The organism is Klebsiella sp. WP3-W18-ESBL-02, from assembly GCF_014168815.1.
Lineage (GTDB): Bacteria > Pseudomonadota > Gammaproteobacteria > Enterobacterales > Enterobacteriaceae > Kluyvera > Kluyvera ascorbata_B.
Window position 1 is genome coordinate 4182841 of record NZ_AP021972.1, and the last position, 16554, is coordinate 4199394.

General features: G+C 54.4%; 17 protein-coding genes. 12 read left to right on the forward strand and 5 right to left on the reverse strand.

Going from position 1 to position 16554, the window contains the following annotated elements:
- The first annotated feature begins 226 nt into the window (after positions 1-226).
- From H7R56_RS20245 to panC, 11 genes are all read left to right on the forward strand, one after another.
- Positions 227-817: a fimbrial protein gene (locus H7R56_RS20245; RefSeq protein ID WP_106925509.1), complete on the forward strand. Its 591-nt coding sequence runs from the start codon at positions 227-229 to the stop codon at positions 815-817.
- A 454-nt stretch (positions 818-1271) separates the two neighbouring features.
- Positions 1272-1856 carry a fimbrial protein gene (locus tag H7R56_RS20250; protein ID WP_106925507.1) on the forward strand — a complete coding sequence of 195 codons (585 nt, stop codon included), beginning with the start codon at positions 1272-1274 and terminating at the stop codon, positions 1854-1856.
- An 80-nt stretch (positions 1857-1936) separates the two neighbouring features.
- The gene (locus H7R56_RS20255) at positions 1937-2680 is read left to right on the forward strand and encodes a fimbrial chaperone (protein ID WP_106925505.1); all 744 of its coding nucleotides are present in this window, start codon (positions 1937-1939) and stop codon (positions 2678-2680) included.
- Positions 2681-2709: 29 nt separating this feature from the next.
- Complete coding sequence (locus H7R56_RS20260; protein ID WP_182928384.1) at positions 2710-5310, forward strand: outer membrane usher protein; 2601 nt, start codon at positions 2710-2712, stop codon at positions 5308-5310.
- 16 nt (positions 5311-5326) lie between these two features.
- On the forward strand, positions 5327-5899 hold the full coding sequence (locus tag H7R56_RS20265; protein WP_106925501.1) for a fimbrial protein: 573 nt from the start codon (positions 5327-5329) through the stop codon (positions 5897-5899).
- 15 nt (positions 5900-5914) lie between these two features.
- On the forward strand, positions 5915-6505 hold the full coding sequence (locus H7R56_RS20270) for a fimbrial protein (RefSeq protein ID WP_223878920.1): 591 nt from the start codon (positions 5915-5917) through the stop codon (positions 6503-6505).
- Between the two features lie 6 nt (positions 6506-6511).
- A complete protein-coding gene (locus H7R56_RS20275; protein ID WP_106925497.1) occupies positions 6512-7087 on the forward strand; it encodes a fimbrial-like protein in 576 nt (191 codons plus the stop codon).
- A gap of 34 nt (positions 7088-7121) precedes the next feature.
- A complete protein-coding gene (locus tag H7R56_RS20280) occupies positions 7122-8399 on the forward strand; it encodes a fimbrial protein (protein ID WP_181357976.1) in 1278 nt (425 codons plus the stop codon).
- Between the two features lie 220 nt (positions 8400-8619).
- The gene (locus H7R56_RS20285; RefSeq protein ID WP_106925493.1) at positions 8620-9858 is read left to right on the forward strand and encodes a fimbrial protein; all 1239 of its coding nucleotides are present in this window, start codon (positions 8620-8622) and stop codon (positions 9856-9858) included.
- 116 nt (positions 9859-9974) lie between these two features.
- Entirely contained in the window at positions 9975-10766 is a 792-nt protein-coding gene (panB, locus tag H7R56_RS20290; protein WP_182928701.1) for a 3-methyl-2-oxobutanoate hydroxymethyltransferase, read from the forward strand.
- A gap of 230 nt (positions 10767-10996) precedes the next feature.
- Entirely contained in the window at positions 10997-11848 is an 852-nt protein-coding gene (gene panC, locus H7R56_RS20295; protein ID WP_106925489.1) for a pantoate--beta-alanine ligase, read from the forward strand.
- Between the two features lie 146 nt (positions 11849-11994).
- Here panC and H7R56_RS20300 read toward each other — a convergent pair whose 3' ends face one another.
- A complete protein-coding gene (locus H7R56_RS20300) occupies positions 11995-12279 on the reverse strand; it encodes an Rpn family recombination-promoting nuclease/putative transposase (RefSeq protein WP_182928385.1) in 285 nt (94 codons plus the stop codon).
- 156 nt (positions 12280-12435) lie between these two features.
- Here H7R56_RS20300 and panD point away from each other — a divergent pair, with 156 nt between their 5' ends.
- A complete protein-coding gene (gene panD, locus H7R56_RS20305) occupies positions 12436-12816 on the forward strand; it encodes an aspartate 1-decarboxylase (RefSeq protein ID WP_106925487.1) in 381 nt (126 codons plus the stop codon).
- A gap of 35 nt (positions 12817-12851) precedes the next feature.
- Here the strand turns inward: panD and H7R56_RS20310 are convergent, their stop codons facing one another.
- From H7R56_RS20310 to H7R56_RS20325, 4 genes are all read right to left on the reverse strand, one after another.
- Complete coding sequence (locus H7R56_RS20310) at positions 12852-14081, reverse strand: polysaccharide deacetylase family protein (RefSeq protein ID WP_106925485.1); 1230 nt, start codon at positions 14079-14081, stop codon at positions 12852-12854.
- Between the two features lie 63 nt (positions 14082-14144).
- Positions 14145-14585: a PTS sugar transporter subunit IIA gene (locus H7R56_RS20315; RefSeq protein ID WP_106925483.1), complete on the reverse strand. Its 441-nt coding sequence runs from the start codon at positions 14583-14585 to the stop codon at positions 14145-14147.
- A 110-nt stretch (positions 14586-14695) separates the two neighbouring features.
- On the reverse strand, positions 14696-15466 hold the full coding sequence (locus tag H7R56_RS20320) for an ABC transporter permease (protein ID WP_106925481.1): 771 nt from the start codon (positions 15464-15466) through the stop codon (positions 14696-14698).
- Positions 15463-16389 carry an ABC transporter ATP-binding protein gene (locus H7R56_RS20325; RefSeq protein WP_106925479.1) on the reverse strand — a complete coding sequence of 309 codons (927 nt, stop codon included), beginning with the start codon at positions 16387-16389 and terminating at the stop codon, positions 15463-15465. Before H7R56_RS20325 ends, H7R56_RS20320 begins: the two co-directional genes overlap by 4 nt.
- Positions 16390-16554 lie beyond the last annotated feature (165 nt).

The following is a 16554-nucleotide window of genomic DNA, read 5'->3' on the forward strand; positions in this document are numbered from 1 at the left end:
ATTTTTCAAAACAAATGATCGACAACAAGAATATCATAGACAAAATCTCTTTATCTGAGGGATAAAAAAACAAAATAACATATTTAATTACAATGAATAAAATTTTTATATTTATATAGTAAATTTTACAACCCAGCACGATATCAGGTTTAATAGCCGTGAATTAACATAACATTTTGTTACATTTTTAATTCATCTATTACCACTCTATATAAGGATATTCGTTGTGAAGAAAAACATCATCGCGCTGTCGGTCGCGCTCTCTGCCGCACTGCTCTCCTCTTCTGCATTCGCCCTCGACGGCGGCCAGATCGATTTTGCCGGTCTGGTCAGCGACAATACCTGCATCCCACGCGTTAACGGTGGCAGCCAGGATGGCCAGGTTCAGTTGAACACCGCCAAAGTGGCAGATATCCAGGCCGATAGTGGCGTCCAGCTTGGCGCTGCCGGCGTACAGCCGGAATCATTCTACATCACCGTCGACTGCGGTTCAGCCAACACCAACGCAAATGCCAACCTGAGCATGGCCTCTACGTTCTTCAGCAACAGCAACGGTACGCTGAATAACGATGATTCCATCTCCAGCCCGGCGGCTGGCGTGAACCTGGCGATTCATGAGGTTGACAGCTCCGGCGCAGCACTGGCTTACAAGCAGGTTAAAATCAACAACACCAGCGACGTCCACAAACAAAAATTTGGTGCTGACGGCGTGGCGAAATTTAACTTCGTGGTTTCTTATGTCAAGCAGTCGACCGCAGTGCAGATCAAGGCGGGCTACGTGAAGTCCAATACCGCATATACCCTGGTTTACGATTAATTAAGCCCTTTCAAGGGGCTATTTTACGCCGTGAAGTAGCTCCTTTTTAAAGTACGGCGATTGATGAGCGAAGGGATGGCGAACGCTCAAACTTTTAAGTTCAACTTCAGCCACATTTCATTTTTTATAATAGTAAAAAATGAAATGTGATTATCAAACTCAATAAAAATAAAACATACTTAAATCATATAATAGTGAGTAAAAAAAACTCACCTCACAAATAAAACAATAAAGATACTGTACAAAATACAGTATTTACATAAAAAACAGCCTTACATTAAACAAGCATCACACTTAAATAACATAATTAGACCTAACACAAACATAATATATTAACAAAATAAATAAGAAGCGAAGGAAATATCCATGTGAGTTATTTTTATACAGCGAGGGTATTCTCTATAATTGCGCCGGCTTGACGTAATATTTATTTTTTTAACAAGGATATTTCTAAATGAAATTAAAGTTAATTGCACTGTCTCTCGTTCTGTCTGCAGCCTCCACCTCGGCATTTGCCATTGACGGCGGCCAGGTTGATTTCGCCGGTCTGGTCAGCGATAACACCTGTGTTCCACACGTTAACGGCGGCAGCCAGGACGGTCAGGTTCAGCTGAATACCGCGCAAGTAGGTGCTATTCAGGCCGATCTGGGCGTCCAGCTTGGCGCCGTTGGCGTACAGCCAGAGTCGTTCTACATTACCGTAGACTGCGGTTCAACGAATACCAACACCAAAGCTCACCTGAGCATGGCGTCCACCTTCTTCAGCAACAGTAACGGTACGCTGAATAACGATGACTCCATCAGCAGCCCGGCAGCCGGCGTGAATCTGGCAATCCACCAGGTCGACGGTTCCGGCGCGGCGCTGGCCTACAAACAGGTCAAAATCAACGATGCTGCCGATATCCATGATAGCGACTTCGGCGCCGACGGCGTGGCGAAATTCAACTTCGTCGTTTCTTACGTCAAGCAGTCCGGCGCGGTGCCAGTCAAGGCGGGCTACGTGAAGTCCAACACCGCGTATACCTTGACCTATAACTAATCGTTAATACCTAAGAGGGGGAATAGCGTGCGCTTAAACGCGCAATATTCCCCCTGAATCATCTCCATGGAGGAATCATAATGACCAGGATGCGTCGTTCTCTTTATTTCACTCTTTCTGCCGTTGCTGCCTGTTCAGTCATACCTTCAGCGATGGCGGATATCGTTCTGTCCGGCACGCGCGTTATTTATAAAGAAGCGCAGAAAGATATTTCTATCCGTCTGGAAAATAAAGGTTCCCGCCCCGCATTGGTACAAAGCTGGCTGGACGACGGTAACCAGAATGCCGACCCGAGCACAATCAACGTTCCTTTTAACGCCACGCCGCCGGTTTCCCGTATCGAGCCGGGCCGCGGGCAAACCGTCAAATTTACCTACACCGGCAGCCGCTCGTTGCCCAAAGATCGCGAAAGCATCTATTGGTTTAACGTGCTGGAAGTGCCGCCCAAAATGAAAGACGACGACGTTAAAGAAAAAAACATTCTTCAGTTAGCGTTCCGGACGCGCATCAAGCTGTTTTATCGCCCCGAAGGTCTGGACGGCACCGCCGCAGAAGCCCCGCAGAAATTACAGTGGCGGATGCAGCAAAAATCCGGAAAGCCGGTCGTTCATGTCACTAACCCCACTGGTTATTTCGTATCCTTTAATAAAGTGGAGGCCATGGTCGGCGGGCGAAAATATACCGTTTCAGCCTCAATGGTCGCCCCCAAAGGCGAATCTGATTTCACTATTTCAGGGTTAACCGGTACGCCAGCCAAAACCAGCATTAGCTATGTCGCAATCAGCGATTTTGGCGGCGCCATTAATGGCAAGGTGGATATTTAACGCTTTTATTTAATACTTCGGATGCGCCAATGAAACAGCGGTCAATACAATTCAGGATAACATTCCTGACTCGTTTTATTGCCTTTACCCTCCTGTCCGGCAGTCTTTCTGCGCGGGCCGAAAATGAAACGCTAGAATATGACAGCTCGTTTTTAATGGGGCCGGGCGCCAGCCAGGTCGATCTCAGCCGTTATTCCAACGGTAACGCGATCTCCCCCGGCGTCTACGAAGTGAACGGCTACGTCAATAACGATCTGGTGACCACGCTAAAAGTCGAATTTATTGAAACCGCAAAAGGTAAAACACAGGCCTGTATAACGCCAAAAATATTAAGCCTGCTGCATATCCGCATGCCCGATGACCTGCCCGACAATGCGCTGCTGTTAGCCCGGGAAGACAGCGCGGACAGCTGTCTTAACCTCGCGCTGGCGATCCCTCAGTCTACGCTCAACTTCGACGGCGGCGACCAGCGGCTGGACGTAGGCGTACCGCAAATATGGGTGCAAAAAGGCTTCGCGAACTATGTCGATCCATCGCTATGGGATGACGGCGTTCCGGCCGCGATGCTGTCTTACAACGTCAGCGCCTGGAAAAGCCAGAACGACTACGGTGACGAAGACAGCGTATACGCAGGCTTTAACGGCGGCATCAACCTTGGCGCATGGCACTTTCGCGCACAGGGTAACTACTCGTGGCAAAAAGACGGCAGCAGCGATATTGAATACCAGAACCGCTACGTTCAGCGGGATATTGCCGCGCTGCGTTCTCAACTGGTGATCGGTGAAGCCAGCACCAGCGGCGAAAGCTTTGATACCGTCAGCCTGCGCGGCGTACGCCTGTACAGCGAATCGCAGATGCTGCCGCCGCAGCTCGCCAGCTATGCGCCAACGATTCGCGGCGTCGCCAAAAGCAACGCTAAAGTGACCATCACGCAGAACGGCTACAAAATCTACGAAACCACGGTGCCGCCGGGGCCGTTTTCGATCGACGACCTTTCGCCGTCCGGCTACGGCGCGGACCTTGAGGTCACCATTACCGAAGCCGACGGCTCGAAGCACAGCTTTAGCCAGGCCTTCTCGTCGCTGGTACAAATGATGCACCCCGGCGTCGGCAGCTGGGATATCAGCATCGGCCAGGTCAACGACGACAGCCTGCATGACGAGCCGGGCCTCGCGCAGGGCACCTTCTACTACGGCCTCAACAGCACCTTCACCGGCTTTAGCGGCATTCAGGCCACCGACAACGGCTATTTTGCCGGGCTGCTGGGCGTTGGGATGAACACCCTCGTCGGCGCCATCTCCTTTGACGTGACGCAATCGCAGGCGGAGATCCCCGATGACAAAACCTACCGTGGCCAAAGCTACCGTATTTCCTGGAACAAGTTCTTCGCCCCGACGGACACATCGCTGAACATTGCCGCCTATCGCTATTCCACCAAAGATTATCTGGGGCTGAGCGACGCGCTGAGCATTATTGACGATGCCGAACACAGCAGCGGCGACAACGCTCGCGGCATGAACGACTACTCGCGAATGAAAAACCAGTTCACCATCAGCCTCAACCAGAGCCTGAAGGATGAGGATATCAACTACGGTTCGCTGTACCTCACCGGCAGCTGGGCCGACTACTGGGTGACCAATGATTCGCGCAGCAGCTTCTCCGCCGGCTACAGCAACAGCATCGGCTGGGCCAGCTACAGCATCAACCTGCAGCGTACCTACGACGAAGACGACAATCGCGACGATTCAGTCTACCTCAGCGTGACCATTCCGCTGGATAAACTGCTGGGCACAGACCGCGACAGCGGCGGCTTCCGTACGCTGAACAGCAGCGTCAGCAGCGATTTCGACGGCAGCAACCAGTTTAATACCAGCGCCAGCGGCTACAGCGCCGACAACCGCTGGAGCTATAGCGTCAGCACCGCGTACAACATGGAAAAAGAGGGCAAAGACCTCTCCACCGTCAGTTCCTACGTCAGCTACGACTCCAGTTACGGCAATGTCGCCGCCTCGGCGTCGGCCAGCAACGACAGTTCGCGTCAGTATTCATTAAATACCGACGGCGGCTTTGTGCTGCATAGCGGCGGCTTAACCTTCAGTAATCAGAGCTTTGGCGACAGCGATACTCTGGTGGTGATCGACGCCCCTGGCGCGCAGGGCGCACGTATCGACTACGGCAACAGCACCGTTGACCGCTTTGGTTACGGTATTGGCAGTTCATTAACCCCGTACCGGGAAAATATCGTCTCACTTGATGTCAACGATCTGGATAACGACGTCGAAATGAAGAGCACCAGCGCCACCGTGATCCCCAGACGCGGCGCGGTGGTGGTCAGCAAATTCGAAACCGACCAGGGGAAATCCGCCATTCTCAACCTGGTGCGCAGCGACCGCCAGCCGGTGCCGTTCACCGCCGAAGTGTACGATCTCAGCAACAACCTGCTGGGCACGGTAGGCCAGGGTAGCCAGGCCTTCGTACGCGGCATCGGCGAAAGCGGCGAACTTGAAGTGCGCTGGAGTAAGCAGAATCAAACGCAGCGCTGCCGCGCGCGCTACCAGGTGGCGTCGGGCAACGACAAGCAGATGGGTAAAACCATCGTCCTGGGCGCCGTGCCCTGCCAAATGCAATAAATTGCGAGGATCAAGGATGAGAACTTACCGCGTAATCCGCTCGCTGACGCTCGCCGCCGCGCTGCTGGCGCCGCCGGGCTTCGCCACGACCCAGGGGTTAAGCCTGGATTTCACCGCGGTGATTGAAGAGACCACCTGCGTCATGAGCGTCGTCAGCCTCAATAATGCCTCGGTCAGCGGCAGCGGAACGCAATACGATCTCACCATTCCAAACTTCGGGATTGCCGAGCTGCTCAGCACCACCGCCAGCACCGAGGCCAGCTTTAAATTGCTGCCGAAGGAGTGCAATAACGAGATCACCTCGCTGACGATGACCATACGCGGCGTCGCTCTGGCAAATACCCTTTTTATGCTGAAAAACACGCTCACCAGCGGCAACGCCGAAAACGTTGGGCTGGGCTTTAAACCGAACGGCAGCGATGAGGGCAGCCGCTTTAAGATCGACGGCACGCAAAAAATCGACTGGAGCGCCAGCCAGATAGCCAACGGTATGGAGCTGAACGCTTTTTTCCGCCGCTCCAGCTCCTCGCTGACCCCAACGCCAGGCGACTTTCAGGCCAAGGCGCTCTTTACGTTTACCTATGAATAACCGAGGGCTGCATTGATGCGATATCTGTTACTGCCGTGTACCGCGCTGGTGCTGCTTCTGAACGCGGCGCCAGGCTTTGCGGGCTCTAACTCGCTGGAGTTAACGGTTTCCACCACCATTACGCCCTCAACCTGCCTGGCTACCCTGCACGACGATAGCGGCACGGCGAATACGACTGTAGATATGGGCGACGTCTATATTCCTCAGATCGTCAATAAGAGCAAATCGCGCCCCTTTTCGCTGGTGTTCAGCGACTGCATTGGGCTTGCCAAAAAGCAGGCGACCGTCACGCTGACGGCCAAAACCGGCTGCGACGGCGCCTCCGGCGGCGGTAACGGTTTTCGCAACGCGCTGAGCGGCAGCGATGACGCCGCTGGCGTGTCAGCGGAAATCTGGACGGGCGCCACGCCTGAAGCCAGCGGCAGCAAGCAGCTGCGCTGCGCCAGCCCGGCACAGCAGTTAATCGATCTCGCCGAAGCCAGCGATACCACCACCGTCGTCTGGCCGCTCAGCGCCCGCATCGTGCTGGCCTCGGGCAGCATGATTGCTGATTTACACACCGGCTCGTTTTCGACCCAGGGCCTGTTTACCATTACCTATGAGTAACGTGCGATGAGCAAACTATTGTGCGGCGCAGCGGCGGTTGGCCTCTTGCTTCTGTCCCCGCTGAGCCAGGCCGATACCGACGTCGAAATCAAAGCCAACATCGTCAACACCACCTGTCAGGTCTCGGTCGACAATAACGGGCTGGTCAGCCTCGGCACCTGGGGCATCGACTATTTTGCCAGCGGCATCACCGCTGAAGATCTCTATAAAGGCGGCAGCACCTTCTACGTACACGTCAAAGACTGTATGCCGGTTAGCGGTAAAACGCCCTCAACGCTCACCGTCCATTTTTCGCCGCTGTCCGGCAGCTTCGCCGTGGGCTCAACGCAAATTTTCGCCAACGACGAAGCCGACGGTGCAAAAAACGTGGGAGTGGTGATTTTCTCGGTTAACGACGCCAATAACGTTTACAACGTGATGAACACCGACGGGACGCCGCGCAGCCGCTACGACGTTACCGCCGCCAGCTACGCAGACAGCCGCTATTCGTTTTACGCCCGGATGCAGAAAATACAGTCCGGCCAGTCCATCGTCAGCGGCCCGGTAAAGTCCAGCGTGCTGGTGTCGGTTTATTATGAATAAAAGGCGTTATTGGCCATTAAAAGGAGTAACGACTGTGGAAAAATCGTCTCAGCAATATCATTATAATATTAACAAAAAGTGGAAAATAATGATTCGCAAAGCATTAATAACGCTCATGGCGGCAACCCTCTTTACTTCTGTTAACGCTAATGCCACTCAAACGTTTGTTTTGGGAAACTACGCCCTAACTACAGATATGTCAGGCCCCTCAGCCGATGGTAGCAGTACATTCACTTATCCCAGTGGCCGCACGGTTTACTTTAGCCGAACATCAACGCTTACCCCGGCTAATGTTGTTATCAACTGGAACGGTAACCATGGCTCATCATCAAGTAAGACAAATAGCCTCTGGTGTACCCAAGCATCTGTTGGAACAGGCAATCCCTTATCTATAGAATCAGGGCTAATATCTGCGGGAAATTATGGCGGGGTCGATATATTTAAGACCAATATTACCGGTTTATATTTTTCATTAGCGATCCGTTCGTTTAGCTCCAATAGCATGGTGCATTCGAGTGTCCCTAGCATTACGATCCAGAACGGCATAATGCATCAGGTGCTTCCACTTGAAGATACCAACAGCAACCAGCTTTGTCAGACCACAAATACGACTGGCGAGATCAATTATAAAACATTAGCAGGGCTAGGTTTTTATGCAGCTTTTACATTTTATACCGATCAAACTTATACCCCTGGCAGCTCCACAATTACACCATTAAAAACTGGCGATTATCATATCCGTATCTGGAACGAAAACCCCGGCGCAGGCATTAAAAGTCATTACGATAATGTGACCTTCGATATCAGCTCGGTGACGGTTGCTGAACCTACCTGTACCACCCAACCGGTCGCCAGCGGCAGCAGCGTCAGCGGAACCACCGTTAATTTAGGCAGCTACAGTCCAAACGACATTATTAACGGCGCAACCGCCGTGCCGTTCTCCATCAAGCTGGCGGGCTGTAAGGGGCTGCGCAATATTAACGTCACGCTCGCGTCCACCACCATGGCAACCGATACCACCCTGCTCGGCAATATTCTCACCCTTAACCACGCCACCGGCGTGGGGCTGGAAATTCGCGGCGCGGCCAATAGCTACAGCACGGAAACGCTGATCATTCCGAACGAGAGTAGCTCGGTGTATAACGACCAGCGCGACACCTCCAGCGATGACAATATCTACGGCAGCAGTGAAAACGGCAAGGTGCAAACCCATACTCTGAACTTCCTGGCCACGCTTAAGCGCGACAGCAATCAGAAAATCGGCGCTGGTAACTTTAAGGCAAACGCTATCTTTACCCTTGATTACCCCTGATGACCTCCCCCGGCGGCCTGCCGCCGGGGGACATGTTCAATGCAGTATCTCCCCCGCTCACCTGCATTACAAAAATACACAGGAGACATATTTAGCGACAAAGTGCTCGAACGCCGCGAACCTTGTTGTGTCATGATAAGAAAAATCTCAAGCCCACTACTGAGGGAAGAGAAAGCTATTACGGATAATAGCGTTATCGTGGACAAGCAAGGATATAACAATGGGAAGGAGCCCTGGCGTACCGTTTTACCACCGCCTGATGGCCGCTTTACGCGCGGCACTCATAATGCTGCTGTTCTCTGCCAGCGCGCAGGCCGCGACGCAAACGTTCGTGCTGGGCGGCACCGCCTACGCTTCGGACGGCGGGCCGGTTGGCGACGGTACGAACGCGCTCTCTTACCCCAGCGGGCGAACCGTCTACTTCAGCCGCAGCGACACGCTGGCCCCCGCCAACGTCACCATCAACTGGAACGGCTCCCACGGCTCGTCCAGCGGCAAAGACCGCCTGTACTGTACCTCGACGGGCGCGGCCACCAGCAACCGCTTATCCGTCGAGTCCGGGCTGGTGCCCGCCGGCAGCTACGGCGGCGCGGCGTTATTCAAAACCAATATTACCGGCCTCTACTTCTCGCTCACGTTGCGATCGTTCAGCGCTTATGCCCTCAGCGTGACCGCCTCAACGCTGCCCGTCGTGGACGGGATCATGCACAACGTGATTACGGTAAAAGATAACGGCCACATCTGTTCCGACACCAGCAGCGGCGGTATGCAATACAACAGCCTCGGCGGGCTTGGGTTCTACGCGGCCATCACCTTCTATACCGACCAAACCTATACGCCGGTCAGTTCGAAGATTAGCCTGCTGAAAAATGGCGACTATCACGTGCGCATCTGGAACGAAAACCCCGGCAGCGGTATCAAAAGTTATTATCAAAACGTCACAATTGATGTCAGCGCCGTTAGCGCCAGCGAGCCGACCTGCACCACGCAGCCGGTTGCCAGCGGCAGCAGCGTCAACGGCACCACTGTAAACCTGGGCAGCTACAGCCCAAACCAGATTATTCGCGGCGCCGCCGCGGTGCCGTTTGCCATTAATCTCGCCGGCTGCCGCGGCCTGCGCAATATTAACGTCACGCTGACCACCACTACGCCCGCCAGCAACCGCACGATGCTCGGCAACATTCTGACCATGAACCAGGCCACCGGCGTCGGCGTGGAGATTAGCGGCGTCGCCAACGGCTATAGCCCGCAGATGGTACTGCTGCCTAACGACACCACCTCAGTCTATAGCGAGCAGCGCGATACGTCAGGCGACGACAATATCTACGGCACCAGCGAAAACGGGAAAAACCAGTCGCTGACGCTCAACTTTCTGGCCACGCTCAAACGCGACGGCAATCAGAAAATTGGCTCAGGTAACTTTAAAGCCAACGGTATTTTTACGCTCGACTATCCCTGATGACGCCCGAAAGCGCCATCAGGATGGATATGCCCACAAAGGGCTAACGTTCCGTCCTCTCTTCCCCTACAATGCGCGCATTGCATTCATACAATTTATGACCAACAGGGGTTATGATGAAACCAACCACCATCGCCTTGCTGCAGAAATGCAAACAGGAAAAGAAACGCTTCGCCACCATCACCGCCTACGACTACAGTTTTGCCAAACTGTTCGCTGACGAAGGCATTAACGTGATGCTGGTTGGCGACTCCCTGGGGATGACCGTTCAGGGTCATGATTCCACCCTGCCTGTGACCGTTGAAGATATCGCTTACCACACCCGCGCCGTCCGTCGCGGCGCGCCGAACTGCCTGCTGCTGTCTGACCTGCCGTTTATGGCTTACGCCACGCCAGAGCAAACCTTCGAAAATGCCGCTACGGTCATGCGTGCCGGCGCCAATATGATCAAAATTGAAGGCAGCGCATGGCTTGCCGATACCGTCAAAATGCTGGCCGAGCGCGCGGTGCCGGTCTGCGGGCATCTGGGGTTAACCCCGCAGTCGGTGAACGTGTTCGGCGGCTACAAAGTGCAGGGACGCGGCGACGCCGGGCAGGTACTGCTGGATGACGCGCTGGCGCTGGAAGCCGCGGGCATACAGCTGCTGGTGCTGGAGTGCGTGCCGGTTGCGCTGGCAAAACGCGTGACGGAGGCGTTGTCGATTCCGGTTATCGGGATTGGCGCAGGTAACGTCACCGACGGGCAGATCCTGGTGATGCACGACGCCTTTGGTATTACCGGCGGCCACATTCCAAAGTTTGCCAAAAATTTCCTTACCGAAGCGGGCGACATGCGTGCCGCAGTACGGCAGTATATTGCCGAAGTGGAGTCCGGTGTTTATCCGGGTGAAGAACACAGTTTCCATTAATTTATCTGCCTGCACGCCATTACGCCGGATGACGGCGCCACGCACCTTCTCCGGCCTACAGCTGCACACGTAGGCCTGATAAGCGTAGCGCCATCAGGCGGCGCTACGCGTGCGGTTGTAGAATGTAGGCCGGATAAGACGCTTTGCGTCGCCATCCGGCAAAACGCCTGATGGCGCTACGCTTATCAGGCCTACAAACTACAGACCCTCAGAACTTAAGGAGTCTTGTTGTGTTAATTATTGAAACCCTGCCGCTGCTACGTCAGCACATTCGCCGTCTGCGTCAGGAAGGCAAACGCGTCGCGTTGGTCCCGACCATGGGCAACCTGCACGACGGTCATATGACGCTGGTTGACGAGGCCAAAGCCCGTGCCGATGTGGTGGTGGTGAGTATTTTCGTTAACCCAATGCAGTTCGACCGCCCGGAAGATTTAGCCCGCTATCCACGCACCCTGCAGGATGACTGCGAAAAGCTGAATAAGCGCAAAGTCGACTTCGTGTTTGCCCCGTCAGAAAAAGAAATTTACCCGCAGGGCCTGGAAGGCCAGACCTTTGTTGATGTCCCCGGTCTCTCCACCATGCTGGAAGGCGCCAGCCGCCCGGGCCATTTCCGCGGCGTGTCGACCATCGTCAGCAAACTGTTCAACCTGATCCAGCCGGATCTCGCCTGCTTTGGTGAGAAAGACTTCCAGCAGCTGGCGCTGATTCGCAAAATGGTGGCCGATCTCGGCTACGACATTGAGATCGTCGGCGTGCCGATCATCCGCGCCAAAGATGGTCTGGCGCTGAGCTCACGCAACGGTTACCTGACCGCGGAGCAGCGGAAAATTGCGCCGGGTCTGTACAAGGTATTGAGCCGCGTAGCCGAGAAGCTGAAAGCCGGTGAACGTGACCAGGGCGAGATGATTGCTATCGCCGAGCAGGAGCTGAACGAAAAAGGCTTCCGCGCCGATGATATCCAGATTCGCGATGCCGACACCCTGCTCGACCTGACCGACAGCAGCAAACGCGCGGTGATCCTGATGGCCGCGTGGCTGGGCCAGGCGCGGCTTATCGATAACAAAATTGTTGAGCTAAGCTAAGCGGCCTGCACTGGCGCTGACCCGGGTTAGCGCCAGTCAATTAGCTGCTCAACCTCAACGAGCGATAACGTTGTCATCAGCGCGACGTCCTCGTGCGCCATCCCCTTTTTCAGCAAACGGCGGGCAATAATACGGCGTTCTTCTGATTAGCCTTCGCGCACGCCCTTTTGCATCCCCTGCTCTTCAAGCCATTGTGCGAGCGTCTGCATCGTTTTCTCCTTAGGCATCCTGTTCGTCAGCTCCCTGAAAAATACGGTTGGTTGATGTGTCGTACCGCTTTGCAGCATATAGTTTAGCAGCGTGACTAGCTGGCTGTCGGTAGTGTACTCCGCGCGCAAAAGCGTTACCAGCAGCTCCAGCAACCCCATTAAATCTCGCTGCCGAATGTGCTTTTGCAGCAGTTCGAGTATCGCGACCCGCCGATGTTGCAATCGTTGCAAACCTTTCTGCCAGGCATTACGCAAACTGTATGAAGAAACAACACCAGATGTGTAGACACCCAACAAAAATCGGGCAATACTGCCTGCGAAATTCCTCAAGGCAGTCGTGAACTGCTTTGTTTCCGCTAAGAATTAAAGGTAGACGCTATGACTCGCACTATGCTGCAGGGCAAACTCCACCGCGTGAAAGTGACGCATGCCGACCTGCACTACGAAGGCTCCTGCGCCATCGACCAGGACTTCCTTGACGCTGCCGGTATCCTGGAAAACGAAGCCATTGATATCTGGAACGTGAACAACGGTAAACGTTTTTCCACCTACGCCATTGCGGCGGAGCGCGGCTCTAAAATCATCTCTGTTAACGGCGCGGCAGCGCATAACGCCGACGTGGGCGATATTGTGATTATCGCTAGCTTTGTCACCATGTCTGACGAAGAAGCACGCACCTGGCGTCCGAACGTCGCCTACTTTGAAGGCGACAACGAAATGAAACGTACCGCCAAAGCGATTCCGGTTCAGGTTGCCTGATCCTCTCTGGCGTTCCGCGCCCGCGGAGCGCCAGCTTATCCCTGCGGCTGATTGCTGATAAGCCGCGACATCGTCTCCAGCGAATCTGTGCGCAAAATATACAGTCTTTTGAGCAGCATTGGGTTGTCACCCGGTTTCACCTTGCCTTTCACCGTCGTCACTGCCAAATGAAAACCGGCGTCGCTTGCGGCTTTCACCGCCGTGGCGTTATAGCCGCCGAACGGGTAGGAAAGATACAGTACGTGCGGATTAAACTGCGCGAGCGCCCGTCGGGAACGCTCGAAATCAAAAAGAATATTGTGATAGCTTCGGCTCAGCAGAATCGGACGTCGATAGCCATCCACGCGATGCAGGAAGTGGGTGTGTGACTGAAAATCAAAGACATCTTTAATTTCTTCCAGCTCGGACACGCTCATAAACTGCAGCGATTTCGGCGCCCACTTCTGCGGGTGACGCTTGATGCGCGACGAGATAATAAACGCCGTCGCCTTAAAGCCGTACTGCTTGAGCACCGGGTAGGCATAGCGGCTGACCGACTTCAGACCGTCATCAAAAGTAATCGCCACCGCGCGCGCCGGCAGATTAGCGCGGTTGTGGAGATAATCTTCCAGTTGATAGAGCGTCAGCGTGGTGTAGCCCATATCGCGCAGCCAGGTCATCTGGTTACTGAATGCCCGCACCGACGTGGTGGTAGAGGTATGGCGGAAGCGGGTGTTTTCTTCGTCACGCAGGATATGGTGGTAAGTGATCACCGGAATGCCGTTATCCGGCTGAGCGTCCAGCGCGCTGATGTAAGCCAACCGCCCGCCGATACGAATCTGATACCAGGTCTGATTCAGCCGGTCTTTTAGCTTGTTAAGAATCGGGTAGCGCAGGTTATCCGCCAGCGTCCCAAACGGCGCGCTGCCCGCGTCCGGCGCGTTGTACACCGGCGTATCTTTCCAGGTGATCAGATTCTGGTTGCTGAGCGGCTTATTCAGATCGCCTAAGCCATCCTCTACCCGCTGACGACCCTGCACCGGTTCAAGATGGCCTTTATCGATAAACCCCTTGCCGAAGCCAAAGCTGAAGGTGTCGTAATCTTCGACGTCGGGTTCAACGGCAATAATTTGCCCGGCGCGCAGGTTGCCAACGGTCATGGTTTTATTACCGATGCGCGCCCAAATCGCCGCATCCTCGGTGGTTTGCATATAGCGCACGGGTAATGCGGCGCTAACGCCGCCGGCGAGGAACAGCAGAACAAAAACAACAGCACGTATAGCCATGAGCAATAACCGAAGCGGGAACCGACTTCATTATTGTAACAAAAGCGACATCAATACCAATGCTTACGGCTTATACAAATCGTGGAGCAGCACAAAGGGCGGATTTTTTTGCTGCTGATGCCACAGGCTGGTGACGCCGGGCGACCCTTGGGCAACGATGCGATCGCGAAAGTCGCCGCTGCTGAGGGATTCCCGCAGGGGAATCATCGACTCAATCAATGAGTAGTGAACACCGGCAATCACCTCGCAGCCGCTGTGCTTATGGCTCATCAGCGAGGCCACGCGATAAGGCGCCGCGCCGGCGTTATCGGTCAGAAAAATGACGCCGTCGCCGGAGTCGGTTTGATGCAGCGCATTGCACATCATGCGGCTTAGCATATTGGCGCTGAGCCCACGCCAGTAGTTTACCGCCCGGCACTGCGGCAGCGGCCCGAATTTTTTTTCCAGACGATCCAGCAGTTCCTGTGCGCGATCGTCGTGGCAGGATATCACCCAACCTAACATAGCTTGCCTCCTTAGCAGGCAAGTAGTTTAGCGGAGTGATAGATAAAGGGGGGTGATGACTGTCAAAGAACGCGTCCCGGCAGGTATCACCTGCCGGGAAATCAAACAAATCAGCTGCGCAGACCGCGCCCGCGCTGGATGAGATACCAGCACAGCAGGTAGAAGGCGAGGATAAACACCACCAGCACGCCGAAGGTAGTGACCAGCGGCACATCGTTAATGCCGAGGAAACCGTAGCGGAACCCGCTGATCATATAGACGATGGGGTTCAGGTGCGACAGCCCCTGCCAGAACGGCGGCAGCAGCGTCAGCGAATAGAACACCCCACCGAGGTAGGTCAGCGGCGTCAGCACAAAGGTCGGGATCAGGCTGATGTCATCGAAGGTTTTCGCAAACACGGCGTTCAGCAGGCCCGCCAGCGAGAACAGAATCGCCGTCAGCACCAGCGTCAGGGCAACAAATACCCACGAATGCACCTGGAACGGGACGAAGAACAGCGACACGGCGGTGACCAGAATCCCCACGCACAGACCGCGCGCTACGCCGCCGCCGACAAAGCCCGCGATAATCACGTGCGTTGGCACCGGCGCAACCAGCAGCTCTTCAATGTTACGCTGAAACTTGGCGCTGAAGAATGACGAGGCCACATTGGCATAGGCGTTGGTGATGACCGCCATCATGATCAGCCCCGGCACGATAAACTGCATATAGCTAAAGCCGTGCATCTCGCCAATACGTGAACCAATCAGATTACCAAAGATAATAAAGTACAGCGTCATGGTGATGACCGGCGGCACCAGCGTCTGTACCCAGATACGCATAAAGCGATGGATCTCTTTCGCCCAGATGCTTTTCAGCGCGATCCAGTAAAGCTGCATCATGCGCGATCTCCTTGTTTTTCATGAACCAGCGAAACAAACAGCTCTTCCAGACGGTTCGCTTTGTTACGCATACTCAGCACCTGGATGCCCTGGGCACTCAGTTGGCTGAAGACGCTGTTAATCCCCTGCTCGCGCAGCACTTCCACTTCCAGCGTTGAGGTATCGACCAGGTTATACCGGTAGCCCTCAAGCTGCGGCAGCGGGCTTTTCGGCGCCAGGTCAAGAATAAAGGTTTCCGATTTCAGCTTAGACAGCAACGCCTTCATCGAGGTGTTCTCCACCAGCTCACCGCGCTGGATGATGCCGATATTACGGCACAGCATTTCTGCCTCTTCCAGATAGTGGGTGGTGAGGATAATGGTGGTGCCTTTGTCGTTAAGATCTTTCAGGAAGCCCCACATCGAACGACGCAGTTCGATATCCACACCAGCGGTCGGCTCATCGAGAATCAGCAGCTTGGGCTCATGCATCAGCGCGCGGGCAATCATCAGGCGGCGCTTCATACCGCCGGAGAGCATCCGCGCACGTTCGTTGCGTTTTTCCCACAAATCGAGCTGCTTGAGGTATTTTTCGCTGCGGATCACCGCTTCTTTGTGTTCAACGCCGTAGTAACCCGCCTGGTTCACCACAATTTGCTGCACGGTTTCAAACGGGTTGAAGTTGAACTCCTGCGGCACCAGCCCGAGCTGGCGCTTAGCGTTAACCACGTCCTTTTGCAGGTCGTAGCCAAATACGCTCACCCGCCCGGAGGTTTTATTCACCAACGAGCTGATGATGCCGATGGTGGTGGATTTACCCGCGCCGTTCGGCCCCAGAAGCGCGTAAAAATCGCCGGCTTCAACTTTCAGATCGATCCCACGCAGCGCCTGAACGCCGCCCGGATAGGTCTTTGTCAGTTGCTCTAATTCCAGTGCAATGGTCATAGATTGTCGCTTACCTTACATTCTGATACTTGATATTTACTCTAAGTCATTCGAGTTACAGCAAGGCGGCGACGCAGCGAATCCTCAGGAACGTACACCAGTACGTGACTGGGGTGAGCGAGGAAAGCCAACGCCGCTGTAAATCGAAGTACGACGAGTATTTAG

Coding starts and splice junctions, on each gene's coding strand:
- H7R56_RS20250 (WP_106925507.1), top strand. CDS start 1,272: ATGAAATTAAAGTTAATTGCACTGTCTCTCGTTCTGTCTGCAGCCTCC.
- H7R56_RS20255 (WP_106925505.1), top strand. CDS start 1,937: ATGACCAGGATGCGTCGTTCTCTTTATTTCACTCTTTCTGCCGTTGCT.
- H7R56_RS20260 (WP_182928384.1), top strand. CDS start 2,710: ATGAAACAGCGGTCAATACAATTCAGGATAACATTCCTGACTCGTTTT.
- H7R56_RS20265 (WP_106925501.1), top strand. CDS start 5,327: ATGAGAACTTACCGCGTAATCCGCTCGCTGACGCTCGCCGCCGCGCTG.
- H7R56_RS20270 (WP_223878920.1), top strand. CDS start 5,915: ATGCGATATCTGTTACTGCCGTGTACCGCGCTGGTGCTGCTTCTGAAC.
- H7R56_RS20275 (WP_106925497.1), top strand. CDS start 6,512: ATGAGCAAACTATTGTGCGGCGCAGCGGCGGTTGGCCTCTTGCTTCTG.
- H7R56_RS20285 (WP_106925493.1), top strand. CDS start 8,620: ATGGGAAGGAGCCCTGGCGTACCGTTTTACCACCGCCTGATGGCCGCT.
- panB (WP_182928701.1), top strand. CDS start 9,975: ATGAAACCAACCACCATCGCCTTGCTGCAGAAATGCAAACAGGAAAAG.
- panD (WP_106925487.1), top strand. CDS start 12,436: ATGACTCGCACTATGCTGCAGGGCAAACTCCACCGCGTGAAAGTGACG.
- H7R56_RS20310 (WP_106925485.1), bottom strand. CDS start 14,081: ATGGCTATACGTGCTGTTGTTTTTGTTCTGCTGTTCCTCGCCGGCGGC.
- H7R56_RS20315 (WP_106925483.1), bottom strand. CDS start 14,585: ATGTTAGGTTGGGTGATATCCTGCCACGACGATCGCGCACAGGAACTG.
- H7R56_RS20320 (WP_106925481.1), bottom strand. CDS start 15,466: ATGATGCAGCTTTACTGGATCGCGCTGAAAAGCATCTGGGCGAAAGAG.
- H7R56_RS20325 (WP_106925479.1), bottom strand. CDS start 16,389: ATGACCATTGCACTGGAATTAGAGCAACTGACAAAGACCTATCCGGGC.